Origin of the sequence: Paraburkholderia lacunae (genome assembly GCF_003353175.1) — a bacterium.
Taxonomy (GTDB): Bacteria; Pseudomonadota; Gammaproteobacteria; order Burkholderiales; family Burkholderiaceae; genus Paraburkholderia; species Paraburkholderia lacunae.
Map to the genome: position 1 here is coordinate 74,622 of NZ_QHKS01000021.1, position 17,447 is coordinate 92,068.

Genomic DNA, 17,447 nt, shown 5'->3' on the forward strand with positions numbered 1-17,447 from the left:
GCAACGTGCCTGTCACATCAGCGACGCAGACCCATGCTGCCCACGGCCTCTGCAAGATAGTCCACGAACGACGCGATCCGCGATGAAATCGCCGTATTGCGGTAGTAGACCGCATTGATCGGCTGACGCACGTCCTGCGTCTGACGCGCGAACAATTGCACCAGCCGCCCTTCATCGCGATCGCGCGCGGTCATGAAGTCGGACAGGCACACAATGCCAATGCCTGCCAAAGCCAGTTGCCGGAGCGTCTCGCCGCTCGACGACCACACCGCAGGGGCGATGCGATGCAGCTCGTTGTCCTGCCCGAGAATGGGCCAGACGTTGAGCGACTCCGGCTGATTGAATCCCAGCAACGCATGTTTTGCCAGCTCTTCCACACGCCGCGGTTGACCATGCGCGTCCAGATACGCCGGGCTTGCCAGAATCCGTAGCCGGCTGCTGCCGATCGGCCGGCTGTGCAGCGTCGAATCCTTCAATGGACCGATCCGGATGGCCACGTCGGTGCGCCGCTCCAGCAGGTCGATGATGCCCTCGTTGCTGTTGAGCTCGAGCTCCACCTGCGGATAGCGCTCGCGATAACCGGCCACCAGCGGGACGATCACATGCAGCATGAACGGCGTCGCGGCGTCGACACGCAAACGCCCGGAGGGCCGCTCGCGCCGCGCGGCCATCTGCTCTTGCGCGCCCTCCACCGATTCGATGATCTCCCGCGCGCTTTGCAGGAACGTCCTGCCCTCCTCGGTCAACTCCAGCCTGCGCGTGGTTCTGCGTAGCAGCGTTGTGCGCAGCTTTTCCTCCAGCCTGCCCAGCGCGCGGCTCGTAGCTGAAATCGTCTGGTCGAGCTGTTGCGCGGCCGCCGTGATAGACCCCATATCGACAACGGTGACGAAAGTTTGCAGTTCGTCGAGGGTGATTTTCATATTTGACTTAAAATCAAAAGTATTTTCTTTATAGCCCGATTTTTCGACAAAAGTAAAGGCGGCACAGTTCGTTCCATCTTCTGCACTACAACCGGCTCGTGAGACCAGCAGACAGGATTTTCTGACATGACTAGTACAACATGGCTTGAGCTTGAGTTATTTATCAGGAGTGAGACTGGCATTCGATCAAGCAAGTCCGTAAAGCCCTCGGATAGTCTGGAGAACGATCTGGATATCACTGGCGACGAAGCCGATGACTTCATGGGCAAGTTCTTCGAGAAATTCAAGGTGGAGCATGGTGACTATGATTTCCAGCGTTACTTCTCAGAAGAGGGATTCAACCTCTTTGCGATCATTGCCATGCCGTTCTCTAAAAAGAAGCGCGAGAAGTATGACAAGGAGCCACTGACCGTTGCCATGCTTGAGCGAGCTATCAAATTGGGCGTATGGGATAGTAAGAAGCTCGCAGATTAGAAATGCCGCGGTTTGGCCTGAGTCTTTGCGGCGTTGGCATTCCCCAAATTCATCGCCAAGTTAGTATGGCTTCAGGGTCCCCCGTAAAGACGCCCCTATGGGGCCAGCTGCACGGCACCCTTCCTACCTGCATATTTCGGGCGCTCGTGCACACCCAGTTGTGTGCAAAAATCGAGACTTTTCCAGCGAGGACGGACCGAAGCCATGACTGCAAATCGCAGCACCAGTCTGGATATCCGAAGGCTTTCCCCAGCGGAATGGGCGCAGGCATTTCCCATCATCGCTCAATTGCGCCCTCTGGATATGGACGAGTTTCTACGGCGAGCTCGCCGGCAATCGTTTGCCGGCTACGAGCTCGTTGGAGCGTTTCAGGACAGCAAGCTCATCGGCGTCATCGGCATGAGGCCAGTCCATACGCTGGCGCGCGGGGCACATTTGCACGTCGATGACCTTGTTGTCGACGCTCAGGCGCGCGGCAGCGGCGCAGGTCACGCCCTGCTGGAATATGCGGAAGCCGATGCGCGTGCTCGCGACATGACGGCGGTGTTTCTCGACGCGCGGCAGGAGGCCATTGGTTTCTATGAGCACGAGAGCTATGTGTTCCATCCCTCTCCCTCGATGAAGAAGGTTCTCTGATCCTGCTGGCGGCAAAGACCGCAAGCAGGCCGTCCGGCGCATCTCAACGCAGCAGCATCACACATAGCGCTGCACCGCTCAGGTAGGTCCCGAGTGCGCCGACGAACCGGAAGGGGTTGGGTTTTGCCATCGTTGGCCATGCGAGCAGGCCGACGATGAGCAAACAGCGGCACACGGTTGCCGCGACGATTAGCGACACTGTCGCCGCCGACGGCGATCTTGCACCAAGATAGAGAAACAGCAGCGCGAGAAACGGCGCGTATTCGGCCGTATTGGCGTGAGCCCGGACGAGCTTGTGTAGCCGGTTCCCGGGGTCCTGCTCGCAGCCTGTGCCGGTGTTTTCGCGAAAACGCATCACCGAGATGGACAGTCCGAGGCCGAACAGAAGTATCCCTAGCACTGCCACGCATACGAGAGCAACGTTGTCCATTTGAAGAGCCTCCTTGGCAGGGAATCAACGAACGCCGGTTTGGTGGGTAAAGCTGGCATCTCGGTTTCTCGACTACGATGCGCAAGTTTACAGCGGATAGCCCCGGAAGCTGCGTGGACGAAGAAAACTTATCTTCAGCTTGATAGCAGCCGGCTCGCTCGCCGCCGCGCAATCCGCCTGTCGGCTCTTCTGCAAGCAAGGGTCTATCCATCCGGCATCGCGGCAGTAAACTAGCTAGATGGTTTCGCCAAGGAGAGCATCATGCGTCTCGTCTGCTGGAACATTCAGTGGGGACGCGGTGTGGATGGCCGCGTCGACCTCGTTCGCATCGTGCGCGAGGCACGGGCATTGTGTGATTTCGACATTCTTTGCCTGCAGGAAGTCACGCGCGGCTTTCATCGCGGACCGGCGCAAGGCGGATTGGCTGGCGGCCCATCCGCCGATCAGTTCGCCGAGCTTGCCACGTTGCTGCCACATACGACCGTGATCGATGCGATCGGCTCCGATCTTCCATCGCTCGGGGCCGCGCGAGATCGACGCCAGTTCGGCAATGCGATCGTGAGCCGGCTGCCAGTCAGGCAGGTGTTGCGTCATTCGCTGCCATGGCCCGCCGATCCCACCGAACCGTCGATGCAGCGCGTCGCGCTCGAGGCCGTCATCGACACCGATGTCGGTCCGTTGCGCATCATCACGACGCATCTCGAGTTCTACTCCGAAGCACAACGGCTCGCGCAAGTGACGAGGCTGCACGAAGTGCACAAGGAAGCATGCGACCATGCGCACCGGCCGGCAAAAGCGGAAAAACCGGACAGTCCGTTCGCCGATACCGCGCGCCCAATGAGCGCCATCGTATGCGGCGATTTCAACAGCGCCTTCGCAGCCCCCGCCTATTACAGGATGCTCGAACCGATCCCCGGCGCGCCCGCCTTCGCCGACGCGTGGACCTGTGCGCACCCGAACGCCCCGCGCGCCGCCACAGTCGGTCTATACGATCACGCGCAATGGCCCGACGGACCGTTCGCGTGCGATTTTGTTTTTGTCACCGAGGATCTGAAGCCGCGCATCGTGGCTTGCGACGTGGACCAGACTAGCCGCTCGTCCGATCACCAGCCGCTGTGGCTCGAGTTGCACTGATCGTCGAAACAGCACGAGACATGACAGAGACGTAATGTGAGCGTCAGTCTTGCGTCAAGCCCTCTGCGGACAATAGAGCTTACTCATCCTGCGCACTGCGAGGGATGAGGTCGATGCTTCATTCATGGTGTTTGAAGCCGACTCAAGTTCACCCATCCGGTCGAGCGCAATATGAGCAGGCTGCAAATCAAACCCCGCTCCGCCATTCAATTGCTACGCGATGTGTGCCGCAAAGCCGCTCCGCTCCGGAGCAATATCGGCTCGCAACGTGAGTTCCGGAATCTCGTACGCGCCGGCATTCTGCGGGCGAAATGGGATCGGCTCGGTCTTCCAGAGATCGTCGAGACGCTGGCCGAGCGCGTCGCAGATCCCTGTAAATTTGGCTTCATCGACGCGGCCGGTCCGATAGGTCACGAACGGCGGTAAGACGTCGAAGCCAGGGTAATACAGAATCCCATGCTGAATGGGGAACAAAATATCGTCCATGGGGCCGTTGATACCCCGCGCACCGTAGTGGGACTCCCATCCGCCTGCAGTGACAATCAGCATCGCCCGTTTTCCTGTCAGCGTGCCTTCCCCATAGCGGTCGCCCCAGCGCGCGTCGGAATGCTCGCCCACGCCATACGCGAAGCCGTACGCATAAACGCGTTCCACCCAGCCCTTGAGAATCGCCGGCATCGAGAACCACCACAGCGGAAACTGCAGAATGAGCGCATCGGCCCACCGCAGTTTGTCCTGTTCGCGTGCGATGTCCTCGCTCTGCAAACCGTTCTCGAACGCATGCTTTGATTCGATAGATGGATCAAAGCGCTCGACGGTCCGCCTGTCCGTGCTGTCGTGCGCATCGAGCGGGGCTTTCCACTTCATTGCGTACAAATCGGAAACCTGGACGACGTGTCCGGCATCCTCGAGGCGCTTGACCGAAAAGTCCTTGAGCGAGCCGTTCAATGACTTCGGCTCCGGATGGGCATAGACGAGAAGAACATTCATGGTTGAACCTCCATTGCGCAGAAGAGCGCAGGATAGGATTTTGTCCGGTATATTGGAAATGAATTTCTGATATTGCAGGTATTAAGATGAATAATCTCAGACGGCTGGACCTCAACCTGCTGGTAACGCTCGATGTTTTGCTCGCGGAACACAATGTGACCCGTGCGGCACAACGGCTGAACTTCTCTCAACCGTCGGTGAGCGTTCATCTCGCCAGGCTGAGGGATGTCCTCGGCGACCCGCTGCTGCTGCCCGGGCCACGAGGAATGCGGCCCACCGCGAGGGCCGAAGCGTTGCGCGAACCTTTGCGGCAGGCACTGGAAGCGCTCGAGCACGCGGTATCGCCTCCCAGTCCTTTCGATCCGGCCGAGGCCAGTCATACGTGGCGTGTCGCTGCTGCCGACTACGGCGAATCGACAATCCTGCTGCCGGCTTTGGCCGGCCTGCGCTCGGCGGCGCCGGATACCCGGCTGGCGGTGCTGGAAATTGTTCCGTCGCGCATCGCCAAACAGGCGGAACAGGGGGAGATCGATCTTGCCTTTCATACCAGCGAGGACGCGCCTGCCGGACTACATCGGCGGGCGCTCTTCAAGGAGCGGTATGTTCTGGCAGGGCGCGCAGGTCACCCGCGTCTGAAGCGCCGGCCAACGCTTGCGCAATTCTGCGCGCTCGATCACGTGGTCGTGTCGCAGGATGGCGGAGGGTTTCGCGGCGTCACGGATCAAGTGCTCGGGGAGGCAGGCCTCGCGCGCCGCGTGGTGCTTTCAGTTCCGCACTTCCTGTTCTTACTGTCGGTCCTCGCGAGCACGGATCTCGTGGCGATGTTGCCTTCGCGGCTGGTTCGCGACAACAGTGCGCTGCGGGTCGTCGAGCCGCCTGTCGAGATACCGGGCTACGAGATGGCCATGCTCTGGCATGAGCGCTCCCATCGCGACCCGGCGCATCAATGGCTGCGCGAGTACATCGCAAGCTCAGTGTGACGAATGCCCACTGTGCCGATCACCGCCGCCACGACCCATGCGGCAACTCGACATCGCGCCGCGCTGCGGCCAACCCTTCGACGAGGCCCGCGCGGTCCAGCGCAATGCAGTACACCGGTTTGGCGCGCTCGAAGCGCCAGCTATCGGCGAGCGTGCCCGCGTCGACAGGATCGAAACCGAACTGATCGAGCAGCGTGCTCACCACGCGCCGCGCCTCTTCGTCGTCGCCGGCGAACGGCAACGCGCGGCGCTTCGGCGTACCGGCCGGCTTGCCGTCCGTCTCCAGGTCCTTCGCGAGGATCGCGTTGAAGGCCTTGACCACTCTGGCGCCCGGCAACGCGGCGGCCATGATCTGACTGGTGGTGGTCGTGTGCTGCTCGAGTGCTTCGATGCGGCCGTCGTGCTCGGGATAGTGGTTGCAGGTATCGATCACGATCTTGCCGCCAAGCGCCGCCGCCGGCAGCGCCTGAATATTCCTGAACGGCACGGCGGCCACCACGACGTCGCCGAACTTCGCGGCGTCTTCAGCGGTGCCGACCGCGCAACCGAGCACGATGGCCGTATTGATCAAAGTCCGCGGATCGCGGGAGTTGCTGATCATCACCTCGTGACCGCTGTTCCTCGCAAGCGTCGCCAATGCGCGGCCGATGAAGCCCGCGCCGAGAATGCCTATCTTCATTGCTCACACTCCATGAATGTCTGAGGGTCGCCCGGCCGAGCGCTTGCTCCTCGGGGTGAGCACACTATGATTAAAAACCTCAGCAAGATAAACGTGCATAATTTTCGGAGTGTCGAAACCACGAGTGGGGAATGATGGACCGTTTGACCAGCATGGCGGTATTCGTAAAAACCGCCGACAGCGGCTCGTTCGCCGCGGCGGCGCTCGCGTTCGGCATCTCGTCGCAGATGGCCGGCAAGCATGTGAGCACGCTGGAAGAGCGCGTCGGCGCGCGCCTGCTGAACCGCACGACGCGGCGTCAGAGCCTCACCGAAATCGGCCAGATCTTCTACGAGCGTTGCAAGGCGTTGCTCGCGGACGCGCAAGCTGCGGAATCCGTCGCGCAGGATCTGTCGTTGTCGCCGCGCGGCCGTTTGCGCATCACGGCGCCGGTCACGTTCGGCGCCTGCTGTCTTGCACCGCTGATTACGCGCTATCTGCATGCCAACCCCGAGGTGCGGGTCGAGTTGTCGCTGACCGACCGCTTCGTCGATCTGATCGACGAGGGGTATGAGGCGGCGATTCGTCTGGGTTCGCTGTCGGATTCGTCGCTGATCGCGCGGCCGCTGATGCCCTACCGGCTGGTGGTATGCGCGGCGCCCCGCTATCTGGCCGAGCGCGGCGTGCCGCAAACGCCGCAGGAACTGGCGGACCACGAGTGCCTGAGCTTCGTCTATACGTCACAGCCGGTCGACACCGAATGGCGTTTCAGCGACGCGCACGGCGAGAAGTCCGTGCCGATCTCGGGCCGCTTTCAGGTCAACGACATGAAGGCGCTGCAAGCCGCCGCGCTCAACGGCGGCGGCGTGATTCTCGGGCCTGAAGTGGCCCTGAAAGACGACCTCGCCGCGGGCCGGCTGGTGCGAGTGCTGGCCGACTACGAAGCGCCCGCGCGACCCATGCATCTGGTGTTTCCGGCGAGCCGCGCGACACCGAAATTGCGCGCGTTCATCAATCAGGTCGTGGCTGAATTCGGGCCGGATACGGTGTGAGGCGACGCGGCGCGGCAAGCTCGTTTGGCGCTCGCGCGCCGGGCGCGCAGCGCCGCGTCGGGCTCACCTGATGGCCGGTCATTCACCGCGAGAATCTCCGGCTTTGCCCGCTTTGCGCGCCGCACAAGGCAAAATACGGGTTTGCGCGCCCCGGCGGCGGCGCAAAGTTCTGGAGAATCAGACGTCGGCGGAACCTGCCGTCGACCCTCACAAGACGCACGACGGCGCCCAAAGGCCCGTCGCGTGCGACGCGGCAACAGGACGGCTCGTCCTTTAACAGAGCCCATCAGGAGCATTTATGACCGATTCGAACCCGTCTTTCCTCGGCAGGATTTCACTTGCCGTCAGCACCTTTTTCAGCATCCTCGGCGATGGCGAGTTCGCCGCCGGGGTCCTGCGCCTGCGCAACGGCGGTAGCGCGGCGGCCACCGCAGCGCGTACCCCTGCACCTGCACCCGTGCCTGCCACAGCACCCGCGCCCGCTCCGCAGCCCGCTCCTACGCTGAAGGAAGCGAGCCCGGACGCCGCGCTCCAGCTGCTCGGCCTGCTGCAACGCGACGCGCGCTTCATCGATTTCGTCGAAGAAGACATCAAGGGCTTTAGCGACGCCGACATCGGTGCCGCCGCCCGCCTCGTGCACGACGGCTGCCGCGCGACGCTGCGCGAGCATTTCACGATCCGCCCGGTGCGCGACGAAGCCGAAGGCAGCCGCGTAACGCTCGCGGAGGGTTTCGACGCCACCGCCATCCGTCTGACCGGCAACGTCGTCGGCAAGGCGCCGTTCAACGGCAGCATCAGCCACCGCGGCTGGCGCGTCGACGAAGTGCGTCTGCCGAAGCTGACGGACAGCCACAATGCCCGCGTCATCGCGCCGGCCGAGGTGGAACTATGAGCGATACACGCGACGCACGTTATTCGATCGGCATCGACCTGGGCACCACGCATTGCGCGTTGTCCTACGTCGACTGCCACGCCAGCGACGGCGAGAAGACCCACCAGGGCGTCCTGCCGGTCGCGCAACTTACCGGACCGGGCGCGATCGACAACCTCGACCTGCTGCCCTCGTTTCTCTACCTGCCGCATCCGGACGAACTGGCCTCGGGCGACCTGTACCTGCCGTGGACCGGCCAGCGCGAGTTCGCGGTCGGCGAGTTCGCGCGCAGCCGCGGCGCGGCCACGCCGATCCGGCTCGTGTCCAGCGCGAAAAGCTGGCTGTGCCATCCGGGCGTCGACCGGCGCGCGGCGATTCTGCCCAACGACGCGCCGCCTGAAGTCGCGCGCGTGTCGCCGCTCGAAAGCTCGGTGCGCTACCTGACGCATCTGCGCGAAGCGTGGGACCACGCGCATCCCGACGCGCCGTTCAGCCAGCAGGACATCACGGTGACGATCCCCGCGTCGTTCGACCCGGCCGCGCGCGAACTGACCGCCGAAGCCGCCGAGGCCGCCGGTTATGGCCGCATGACGCTGCTCGAAGAACCGCAGGCCGCCTTGTATAGCTGGATTCAGAAGAGCGGCGGGCAGTGGCGCAAACAGGTCGAAGTCGGCGACATCATCCTGGTGGTGGACGTCGGCGGCGGCACCACCGATCTCTCGCTGATCGCCGTGATCGAGCGCGAAGGCAACCTCGAACTGCATCGCGTCGCGGTCGGCGAACACATTCTGCTCGGCGGCGACAACATGGATCTCGCGCTCGCCCACGTGGTCGCGCGCAAGCTCGCCGCGCTTGGCACCCAGGCCGACGCATGGCAACTGCGCGCCCTCACTTATGCGTGCCGCGCCGCCAAGGAAACGCTGCTCAGCGACCCGGCGGCCGACACCGTGCCGCTCGTCGTGCCGAGCCGCGGTTCGAAGCTGATCGGCGGTTCGATCCGCACGGAGCTGACACGCGCCGAGTTGACCCAGACGATCCTCGAAGGCTTCTTCCCGCAAGTGGACAGCGCGGCGCGTCCGGTGAGCCGCACGCGTGCCGGCCTGACGCAACTCGGCCTGCCGTATGCGCAGGACGCCGGCATTACGCGGCATCTCGCGGCGTTCCTCGGCCGCCAGGTCGGCGCGCTCGCCGAACTCGAAGGCTTGCGCCACATGGCCGCGGAAGGCGCGAGCTTCCTGCACCCCACCGCGGTGCTGTTCAACGGCGGCGTGTTCAAGTCGCCGTTGCTGGTGGAGCGCATCCTCGGCACGCTCAACGGCTGGCTCGCGGCTGAAGGCGCGACGCCGGCACGTCTCATCGAAGGGGCGGATCTCGATCTGGCCGTCGCGCGCGGCGCCGCGTATTACGGCTATGTGCGCCGTGGCAAGGGCGTGCGCATTCGCGGCGGCACGGCGCGCGCGTACTACATCGCGATCGAATCGGCGATGCCTGCCGTGCCCGGCCTCGAACCGCCCGTGCAGGCGCTGTGCGTCGCGCCGTTCGGCATGGAAGAAGGCACCGAAGCCGAGTTGCCGGCTCAGGAATTCGGCCTCGTGGTCGGCGAGCCCGTGCATTTCCGCTTCTTCGGTTCATCGGTGCGCCGCCAGGATCAGGTCGGCACGCTGCTCGACTTCTGGGGGCCCGAGGAGTTGCAGGAACTGGAGGAGATCGAGGCGACGCTGCCGTCCGCCGGCCGCACCGCCGGCGAAGTCGTGCCGGTGAAACTGCATGCGCGTGTCACCGAAGCCGGCACGCTCGAACTGGAAGCCGTGCCGCGCGGCACGGACGAGCGCTGGAAAGTCGAGTTCGACGTGCGCGGCAACGCCAATGCATGACCGCGATGAAGCGCTACAGCGTCGGGATTGATCTCGGCACGAGCAACACGGTGCTCGCCTATGCCGCGGCAGGCGATCCTGCGGCAGGCGACCCTGCGGCGGGCAGCGCGGACATTCGCGTCTTCGAGATCGATCAGCTGGTGAGTCCCGGCGAGGTCGCCGCGCGGCCGTTGCTGCCGTCGGTGCGGTATCACGCGGCGCCCGGCGAGCTGAGCGCGGGCGATCTGCAATTGCCTTGGAGCGACGCCAAGGCGAGCGCGGCGAAGGCGGCGGACCGCACCGGCACGAGCGCGGCGAACGCGGCGGACCGCACCGGCGCGAACGCGCCGAACCAGATCGGCACGCAAGAGCAGCCGGTGGTGGTCGGCCGGCTCGCGCGCACGCTCGGCGGCCAGGTGCCGGGCCGGCTGGTGGCGAGCGCGAAGAGTTGGCTGTCGCACGCGTCGGTCGATCGGGTCGCACCGATCCTGCCGTGGGGCGCGGCCGCCGAGGTCCGCAAGGTCTCGCCGGTCGAAGCCAGCGCGAGCTATCTGGCGCATGTGCGCGCGGCCTGGAATCAGCGCTTTCCGGATGCGCGGCTCGAAGATCAGGACGTCGTGCTCACCGTGCCCGCTTCGTTCGACGAAGGCGCGCGAGCGCTGACGGTGGAAGCGGCGCGGCTCGCCGGCCTGCCCGCGTTGCGGCTGCTGGAAGAGCCGCAGGCGGCGTTCTACGACTGGCTGTTTCATCATCGCGAGAACCTGTCGACTGAATTGGCGGACACCCGGCTCGTGTTGATCTGCGACGTCGGCGGCGGCACCACCGACCTCACGCTGATCGAAGTGCGCATGCACGACGGCGAGCCCGAGTTGACGCGCATCGGCGTAGGTAACCACCTGATGCTCGGCGGCGACAATATGGATCTCGCGCTCGCGCATCTCGTCGAGGCGCGGCTGCCTCACGCCGGCAGCGAGCGCACGCGTTTATCGGCGGCCAGTCTGTCGCAACTGGTCGAGCGGTGCCGCGGCGCAAAAGAGCAACTGCTCGGCCGGGAAGCGCCCGACTCGGCTTCCATCACGCTGCTCGGCGCCGGGTCGAAGCTGATCGGCGGCGCGCGCACGGCGCAGGTGACGCGCGCCGAGGTCGAGCAGATCATCGTCGACGGTTTCTTTCCGGCGGTGGCCCCGAACGAACGGCCAGGGCGTCCGCGCGGCGCAATTGTCGAGTTCGGCCTACCCTATGCGACCGATGCGGCGATCACGCGGCATATCGCGGCGTTCCTGAGCCGCTTCGCCGCGCAATCGCGCAAGGCGCTGGGCCTGCCTTCCACCGACGAGAGCGCGCGTGACTCGACGCACGACGCTCCCTTGCCGGTACCCGACACGCTGTTGCTGAACGGCGGCGTGTTCCGCGCCGAAGCGTTGACGCAACGCCTCGCCAGCACCCTGGGCGACTGGCGCGGCGAGCCGCTCAACGTCCTGCATAACGACAATCCCGATGTGGCCGTCGCTCGTGGCGCGGTGGCTTTTGCCCTCGCCCGCGCGGGTCAGGCGCCGAAAATCGGCGGCGGCTCGCCACGCAGCTACTTTCTCGTGCTCGACGAAACCGGCGAAGGCAATGGCAAGGACAATGACAAGGGCGAGCAGCACGATGAAGCGTCGCCGCGAGGCATCTGCCTGCTGCCGCGCGGCACGGAAGAAGGCCACGAGATCCTGATCGAGGACCGCACTTTCGCGCTGCGCCTCGGGCATCCGGTGCGCTTCCATCTGGTTTCGTCGATCGCGGATACGGTATACCGGCCAGGCGAACTTGCCGATCTCGCGGGCGGCGACTTCGTTCGTCTGCCGCCGATCGCGACGATCGTGCAGCCGCGCGGAAACAGCAACGCGCGCGAAACGCCGGTGCAGATCGCCACGTCGCTGACTGAAGTCGGCACGCTGGACGTGCACTGCATCGAGATCGACAACCCCGCGCAGCGCTGGCTGCTCGAATTCCAGTTGCGCCGTGAAGACGCGCAGGTGAGTTTGTCAGCCGATCCCACACAGACTCCGCATGCGGCGCTCGGCGAAGCGATCGAACAGATCGATCGCACCTTCGGCGCGCGCTCGCAGGACGTCGGCCCGAAGGAAGTGAAACGGCTGCGTGCGCAGCTCGAACAGTTGCTCGGATCGCGCGAAAGCTGGAACAGCGCGCTGCTGCGCGAACTGTTCGGCGCGCTGTGGGAACGCGCGCGCCGCCGCCGGCGTTCGGCGGATCACGAGCGCCTGTGGCTGAATCTCGCGGGCTACTGCGTGCGGCCGGGTTTCGGCTACCCACTCGACGAATGGCGCGTCGAGCAACTCTGGTCGCTCTTCGACGACGGCATTCAGTACGTCAACGAGAGCCAGGTCTGGTCGGAATGGTGGACGCTGTGGCGCCGCGCCGCGGGCGGCCTCGACGAAAGCGCGCAGCTGCGCGTGCTCGACGCGATGGCGTATTTGCAAAAGGCCGCTCAATCGCGTCACAAGCTGCCGTTCGACGTGTCGAAAACGGGCTTCACCGATATGGTCCGCTTGAGCGCGTCGCTCGAACGCATTCCCGTCGCGCGCAAGATCGAACTCGGCGAGTCCGTGCTGGCGCGCTTGAAGAAACCCGCTGAAAACCATCAGAGCTGGTGGGCGGTCGGCCGCATCGGCGCACGACGGCCGTTCTACGGCAGCGCGCATAGCGTCGTGCCGCCCGACGTCGCCGCGCAGTGGCTCAACACGATCCTCGCGCTCGACTGGAAGAAGGTCGACCCCGCCGCGTTTGCCGCCGTGCAGATCGCCCGCATGACCGGCGACCGTTCGCGCGACCTGCCCGAGGCGTTGCGCAACACCGTCGTGCGCAGGCTCGAAGCGGCCAACGCGCCGCGCGCATGGATCACTATGGTCAGCGAGACGGTGGAGCTCGATAACGCTGACGAAGGCCGTGTGTTCGGCGAGTCGCTGCCCGCGGGATTGAAGCTGATTGCGAGTTGAGCGTGGCGAGTTGAGCGCGGAGTGGGCAGCGCCAGCGAACGATATCGATCGCGCCGCCCTCTTCCGCTTAGGCCACGCGGATCAGTCCGAGCTGCTGCAGTGCAGTTACGCCATCATCGAGGCCGATCTCTTCCACGATCTTCCCGTCCTTCAGACGAAGCACTGTCGTACCGGTAAACCGCATCTTGCGGCCGGTGGCGGCCGGCAGCGAGCCAACGAGGAAATCGCCGAAAGCGGGACCGGTGTGCGTGCCGCCGCCCTCCCATCGGCCGACCACATAGTCGCCCTCGGCGATGAGATCCGCCGCGCCCCAGAAGTTCAGGTCCGGAAACGCTGCGCGGAAATCGGTCATGAATGCCTTGATGTCGTCGCGGCCCCGGCGCGGCTCGTGCAGCGAGTAGTGCAAAAGCATCTCGGGAGCAGCAAGCTCGTCGACGATATCGAGGTTGCAGGTCTTGCCCCAGAAATCGGTGAACCAGCGGCCTACGATGGCCTTGTTGTCGTCCTCTTTGGACATGGTCGATACCTCCCGGTTGAAAGAACAGCACCATTGCCATTCCTTGCCTGAAAGATATCGACGCGAGTTGCGAGGCGCGTGCCGTTTCTTGCTCTTCGGTTTTTCAACAATAAAACCGCAAGAAACGTGATGCGCACATGAGCCCGACCTTCTACCTTGAGAAGGCCTCATCGACCGGAGTTCAATCATGTTGCCCTTGCTCTCGCTCCACGCGCTCGCAGCCCAACGCGGAGATGGACTGCGCCCCGAACTTCTCGCTTTGCTCGAACGTCATCGCGCATCGGAGACCGGCCTCACTGTCCCCATCGAAGCTCCAGAAGTCGCGCCTCCTGATGACGTCGTCGATGGCGTTGCCGACGACCCGGCAACGGCGATTTCACCCTGGTGCTATGCGGATGCTGGCGCGTAAAACTTGCGAGGTTTATGTCGCTCACGCAAACGGCAAAGGCCCCTCGAACCGGCCGATATAGCTCAGATGCGAAACGGCCGGCTTGCCTTCGACCCAGCGATGCAGCATGAATGCCGGCGGTTCGAGATACGACGCCGGTTGCGCATCGGCCTCCACACGCAGCGCGATTTGCGTGGTCGTGCTCGGACAGGTCATCACCGGAATCGTGCCGATTCTCGTCTGCATTGAGCGATGCACGTGCCCCGCGATGATGCGGTCGACGTGCCGGTGCGAGGCGAGCACCTGCGTGAACGGCTCGGCATTAAGGACATGCGCGCGCATTCCTTCGCATAGCCACCCACGAAGCACCCCATGAAGTCAGAACGTCCCCCGGCAATTTCCACCAGCATTTCAAGCAAAGACTGTCCGTCAATCAAAAAGTCCGCAGGGGTCCTCTCAGTGCAGCCTATGTGGCGACCGGCGCTCCGAGTTCACTGGCTAGATTCTTTCCGCGCAGGGCAACGAGGCTGGGCTCGGCGGTCAAGCCCTGAGTCATCACAGCTCCTACCTGGGCAAGCCCTAACGTGGCGCTTGCCAGGTCTCGCTGAAATTCGCTGCGCCTCCCGGAAGACGTCGTCTGCGGGGAACAGGCACTACCTGCCCCCCGCCGCCTCAACCAGCGATCAGTCCGGAGCGCGTTCCGGCACCGGCAGGTGCACCCATTCCTTATAGAAGGCCTCGATGTCCGGCTCGAAGTCGTGGATCACGGGATACCACGGCGTAGGCGCCTCCACGTCGTGCATGGTGCCGCACGCTGGGCAGTAGTACTCGCGATAGACCTGCCACTGGGTGTCGGGGGCCATCAGCTTGGGATACACCTCGGTCATCGCCTCCTCCGTGTCGCGCACGTAGATCGCGGCATGCAGTTTCCAGTTGTCGAGAAAGCCGCAGAACTCGTGACCGCAGTCGCATTTGATGACCCACTTCTTCGTCGTGGCCGATTGCACGATATACATGTGCGGGCCGAGCGGAAGCACGATGCGATCCGGGAAGCTCACCTTGGCCTGCAGGGCGGCGAGGTATCGCTCGAAGCGGGACTCGTCCTTGGGCATCGAGAGCATGCGGAAGGTGGTTTCCCAGTCCAGGGAGCCTTCGACGAGGTGCGCGACCTGCTCATTAGTGTAAGTAGACATTCTTCAATCTCCTTGATTCCGTGATTACTCTTCGACCTGGACGACGGTGGTGACGTCGGGCAGCAGGGAGAGGTCCATCCGGTGCTTGGCGCCATAGGACGGTACGCCCAGTTCTTCCTCGAGCAACTGCCAGTCCGCGGGCAGATTCCAGAACGCCTTGAACTCCCGTGTGAACTTCTCGGACAGCGCGAAGCTGGTGGCGAACATGTGTTGCACCTGGACGGACGCGTGCTTGTTGAGGATGCGTTCGCGCTCTTCCTTCATCCATTCGCGGGTAGGCAGAGCTCGGGCCAGCCGTTCCTTGCGGATCTCGGCACGGCGGGCCTGGGTTTGGGCTGCATCCACCGTAAACACGCCCTTGGCGTCCTGGGTGAAGACGGCGCCATAGACCTTCTGCGCATAGTCCGGCAGCAGGAATTTCTGGTTGAGGTCCGCCTCGACGGCCTTCGGATCCCGATCGATCGGGTCGCCAAAGCCTGGACCGCCGCGCAGGTAGTTGAGGTAGAGGTCGTGGTTGGCGTAACAGTCCTCGGTAGTAATGCACTGCTTGTCACGCTTGACCACGGCGCTGGCATCGATGTGGCGTTCGTAGTCCGGGTTGCCCGGATCGATGTCGCCGCCCAGAGGCAACGAGTCGCCGATGGTGATGCGCTTGTCGAGGCCTGTGTTGTGTGCCTCGAAGCGGTAACCGGTGGCGGACGGATAGCCGCCCATCATGCCCCAATCGCTGTTCATGAAGCCGTTGCCCATGAAGAACATGGTCCAGTCCTGGGCGTTCCACACCATGCGCAGCGTCTCGAAGCCGCAACCGCCACGGTACTTGCCGTAGCCGCCGGAGTTGGCCTTGACGTTCCGGCCCAGGTAGAGCAACGGCTCTGCCATCTCCCAGATCTCGATGTCGCCCATGTCGCCTTCCGGGTTCCAGATGGCGGCGGCGTGGTTGAGGCCATCCTTGACGGCGCAGGCGCCGGTGCCGCAGGAGCTGGCCTCGAAGCTGTTGACCGCGTGGATCTCGCCATCCTGATTGATGCCGCCGCCCTGCAGCCAGTTGGACGTGTTGGCGTTACCCGCGTTGACCTCTTCCAGGTAGCCCCGGCTGAAATAGGACTGCGAGAGACCGCGCCACAGAGCTGCCCAGCCGGAAACCAGGAAGTGCCAGGCGTAGGCGTGGCCGGTGCGGCGGTCATCCGGGTTGCACCAGGTGCCCTTTGGCAGGCGGAATTCGGTGGCGAAGTAGGCACCGTCGTTGATGCGCTGAGTGGGCACCAGGGTCTGGCACATCATCACCCAGATTCCGGAAGTAAAGGCCACCTGATGCGCGTTGAAGGTGTGCCAGCCCCAACGGCTCGCGCCCTCGAAGTCCAGCCGCCACTTGCCGTCCGGCTTGATGGTCATCTCCACCGGCGAGTGCATGATGGAGTCGAGCTTGGCGAAGGCGTTGGAGACTTGCACGTCCTCATGTTTGTAAGGCACGTCGACAAAGGAGACCTTGCGGTACTTGCCCGGCAGGGTCATGGCCTTGATACGGCTCTGCAGTCCGCGGCGGCCTTCTTCGATGACCTCGAAGGCGAACTTCTCATAGGCTTCGATGCCGTCGGCGCGGACCACCTCCTCCACCAGCTCGCGGATCATGTGGCAGCCGGCGATGCGGGTCTTTTCGTCGAGGATCCAGTACTTGGGCGTGCGCACCGAGCGCTGTGACTCGTGCAGCCAGTCGCGCAGCGGCTCGTCGTTCACCCCGGTCTTGCGGCAGGTGATCATGTAGCCGTCGCCGAAGCGCTGGGTCTGGCCAGTGGACATCGAGCCCGGCGTCACCGAGCCGGTGTCGATCACGTGGGTGACGCCGCCTACCCAGCCGATCAGCCGGCCTTCCCAGAAGATCGGGACGATGGTGGCGATGTCGCAGGGGTGGACGTTGCCGATGGCGCAGTCGTTGGTCGTGAACATATCCCCGGGGTTGATGCCGGGGTTGCCTTCCCAGTTGTTCTCGATCATGTACTTGATCGCCGCGCCCATGGTGCCGACGTGGATGATGATCCCGGTCGAGGTCAGGACGCAGTCGCCGGCGGCGTTGTAGAGGGTGAAGCAGAGTTCGCCTTCCTGCTCGACGATGGGGCTGGCGGCGATCTTCTTGGCGGTTTCGCGGGCATGCACCAGGCCGCCGCGCAGCTTGGAGAACAGCTTCTCGTAGCCGATCGGATCCGCGTCACGGAATTCCAGCTTCTCGAGGCCGTTGTAGTGGCCGGTGGCCTTGGTGCGCTCGATGATGCCGTCGCGGTATTGCTTGAGGGTCTGGCCGTTCTGCAGCAGGTCGGCGAAGCCGACTTCCTTCTTGCTCATCATATTCATGGC

At 63.9% G+C, this 17,447-nt stretch carries 17 protein-coding genes; 9 read left to right on the forward strand and 8 right to left on the reverse strand.

The annotated features are described in order from the left end of the window. Positions 1-17: 17 nt before the first annotated feature. On the reverse strand, positions 18-920 hold the full coding sequence (locus DLM46_RS27360; RefSeq protein ID WP_115105566.1) for a LysR family transcriptional regulator: 903 nt from the start codon (positions 918-920) through the stop codon (positions 18-20). A 126-nt stretch (positions 921-1,046) separates the two neighbouring features. Here DLM46_RS27360 and DLM46_RS27365 point away from each other — a divergent pair, with 126 nt between their 5' ends. Together DLM46_RS27365 and DLM46_RS27370 are read left to right on the forward strand one after the other, a co-directional pair. Further along, entirely contained in the window at positions 1,047-1,394 is a 348-nt protein-coding gene (locus tag DLM46_RS27365; RefSeq protein ID WP_115105567.1) for a DUF1493 family protein, read from the forward strand. Between the two features lie 204 nt (positions 1,395-1,598). Next, a complete protein-coding gene (locus DLM46_RS27370; RefSeq protein WP_115105568.1) occupies positions 1,599-2,030 on the forward strand; it encodes a GNAT family N-acetyltransferase in 432 nt (143 codons plus the stop codon). Positions 2,031-2,073: 43 nt separating this feature from the next. Here DLM46_RS27370 and DLM46_RS27375 read toward each other — a convergent pair whose 3' ends face one another. After that, positions 2,074-2,460: an MAPEG family protein gene (locus DLM46_RS27375; protein ID WP_115105569.1), complete on the reverse strand. Its 387-nt coding sequence runs from the start codon at positions 2,458-2,460 to the stop codon at positions 2,074-2,076. Between the two features lie 261 nt (positions 2,461-2,721). Between DLM46_RS27375 and DLM46_RS27380 the strand changes: the two genes are divergently transcribed. Continuing rightward, positions 2,722-3,594, forward strand: a complete 873-nt coding sequence (locus tag DLM46_RS27380; RefSeq protein ID WP_115105570.1) for an endonuclease/exonuclease/phosphatase family protein — start codon at positions 2,722-2,724, stop codon at positions 3,592-3,594. 213 nt (positions 3,595-3,807) lie between these two features. Here the strand turns inward: DLM46_RS27380 and DLM46_RS27385 are convergent, their stop codons facing one another. Then, on the reverse strand, positions 3,808-4,584 hold the full coding sequence (locus tag DLM46_RS27385) for an NAD(P)H-dependent oxidoreductase (protein WP_115105571.1): 777 nt from the start codon (positions 4,582-4,584) through the stop codon (positions 3,808-3,810). A gap of 86 nt (positions 4,585-4,670) precedes the next feature. On the opposite strand from DLM46_RS27385, the gene DLM46_RS27390 reads away from it, so the two are divergent. Next, positions 4,671-5,564, forward strand: coding sequence for a LysR family transcriptional regulator (locus DLM46_RS27390; RefSeq protein WP_115105572.1), 894 nt, complete (start codon positions 4,671-4,673; stop codon positions 5,562-5,564). Positions 5,565-5,583: 19 nt separating this feature from the next. On the opposite strand, the gene DLM46_RS27395 is transcribed toward DLM46_RS27390, so the two are convergent. Beyond that, positions 5,584-6,243 carry an NADPH-dependent F420 reductase gene (locus DLM46_RS27395; RefSeq protein WP_115105573.1) on the reverse strand — a complete coding sequence of 220 codons (660 nt, stop codon included), beginning with the start codon at positions 6,241-6,243 and terminating at the stop codon, positions 5,584-5,586. Positions 6,244-6,377: 134 nt separating this feature from the next. Here DLM46_RS27395 and DLM46_RS27400 point away from each other — a divergent pair, with 134 nt between their 5' ends. From DLM46_RS27400 to DLM46_RS27415, 4 genes are all read left to right on the forward strand, one after another. Next, positions 6,378-7,274: a LysR family transcriptional regulator gene (locus DLM46_RS27400; RefSeq protein ID WP_115105620.1), complete on the forward strand. Its 897-nt coding sequence runs from the start codon at positions 6,378-6,380 to the stop codon at positions 7,272-7,274. A 298-nt stretch (positions 7,275-7,572) separates the two neighbouring features. Next, entirely contained in the window at positions 7,573-8,166 is a 594-nt protein-coding gene (locus DLM46_RS27405; protein WP_115105574.1) for a DUF2760 domain-containing protein, read from the forward strand. Beyond that, positions 8,163-10,019, forward strand: coding sequence for an Hsp70 family protein (locus DLM46_RS27410; protein ID WP_115105575.1), 1,857 nt, complete (start codon positions 8,163-8,165; stop codon positions 10,017-10,019). The genes DLM46_RS27405 and DLM46_RS27410 overlap by 4 nt, the downstream gene beginning before the upstream one ends. Further along, a complete protein-coding gene (locus DLM46_RS27415; protein WP_115105576.1) occupies positions 10,016-12,997 on the forward strand; it encodes an Hsp70 family protein in 2,982 nt (993 codons plus the stop codon). The genes DLM46_RS27410 and DLM46_RS27415 overlap by 4 nt, the downstream gene beginning before the upstream one ends. A gap of 67 nt (positions 12,998-13,064) precedes the next feature. Here the strand turns inward: DLM46_RS27415 and DLM46_RS27420 are convergent, their stop codons facing one another. Next, a complete protein-coding gene (locus tag DLM46_RS27420) occupies positions 13,065-13,514 on the reverse strand; it encodes an ester cyclase (protein ID WP_115105577.1) in 450 nt (149 codons plus the stop codon). 187 nt (positions 13,515-13,701) lie between these two features. Between DLM46_RS27420 and DLM46_RS27425 the strand changes: the two genes are divergently transcribed. Then, positions 13,702-13,923: a hypothetical protein gene (locus DLM46_RS27425; RefSeq protein ID WP_115105578.1), complete on the forward strand. Its 222-nt coding sequence runs from the start codon at positions 13,702-13,704 to the stop codon at positions 13,921-13,923. Positions 13,924-13,944: 21 nt separating this feature from the next. Here the strand turns inward: DLM46_RS27425 and DLM46_RS27430 are convergent, their stop codons facing one another. The 3 genes from DLM46_RS27430 to DLM46_RS27440 all read right to left on the reverse strand — a co-directional run bounded on the left by DLM46_RS27430 (position 13,945) and on the right by DLM46_RS27440 (position 17,444). Next, the gene (locus DLM46_RS27430; protein WP_244306389.1) at positions 13,945-14,244 is read right to left on the reverse strand and encodes a metallophosphoesterase family protein; all 300 of its coding nucleotides are present in this window, start codon (positions 14,242-14,244) and stop codon (positions 13,945-13,947) included. Positions 14,245-14,585: 341 nt separating this feature from the next. After that, entirely contained in the window at positions 14,586-15,095 is a 510-nt protein-coding gene (locus tag DLM46_RS27435) for an acetone carboxylase subunit gamma (protein WP_115105579.1), read from the reverse strand. A 24-nt stretch (positions 15,096-15,119) separates the two neighbouring features. Beyond that, on the reverse strand, positions 15,120-17,444 hold the full coding sequence (locus DLM46_RS27440; protein WP_115105580.1) for a hydantoinase B/oxoprolinase family protein: 2,325 nt from the start codon (positions 17,442-17,444) through the stop codon (positions 15,120-15,122). Positions 17,445-17,447: the final 3 nt, after the last annotated feature.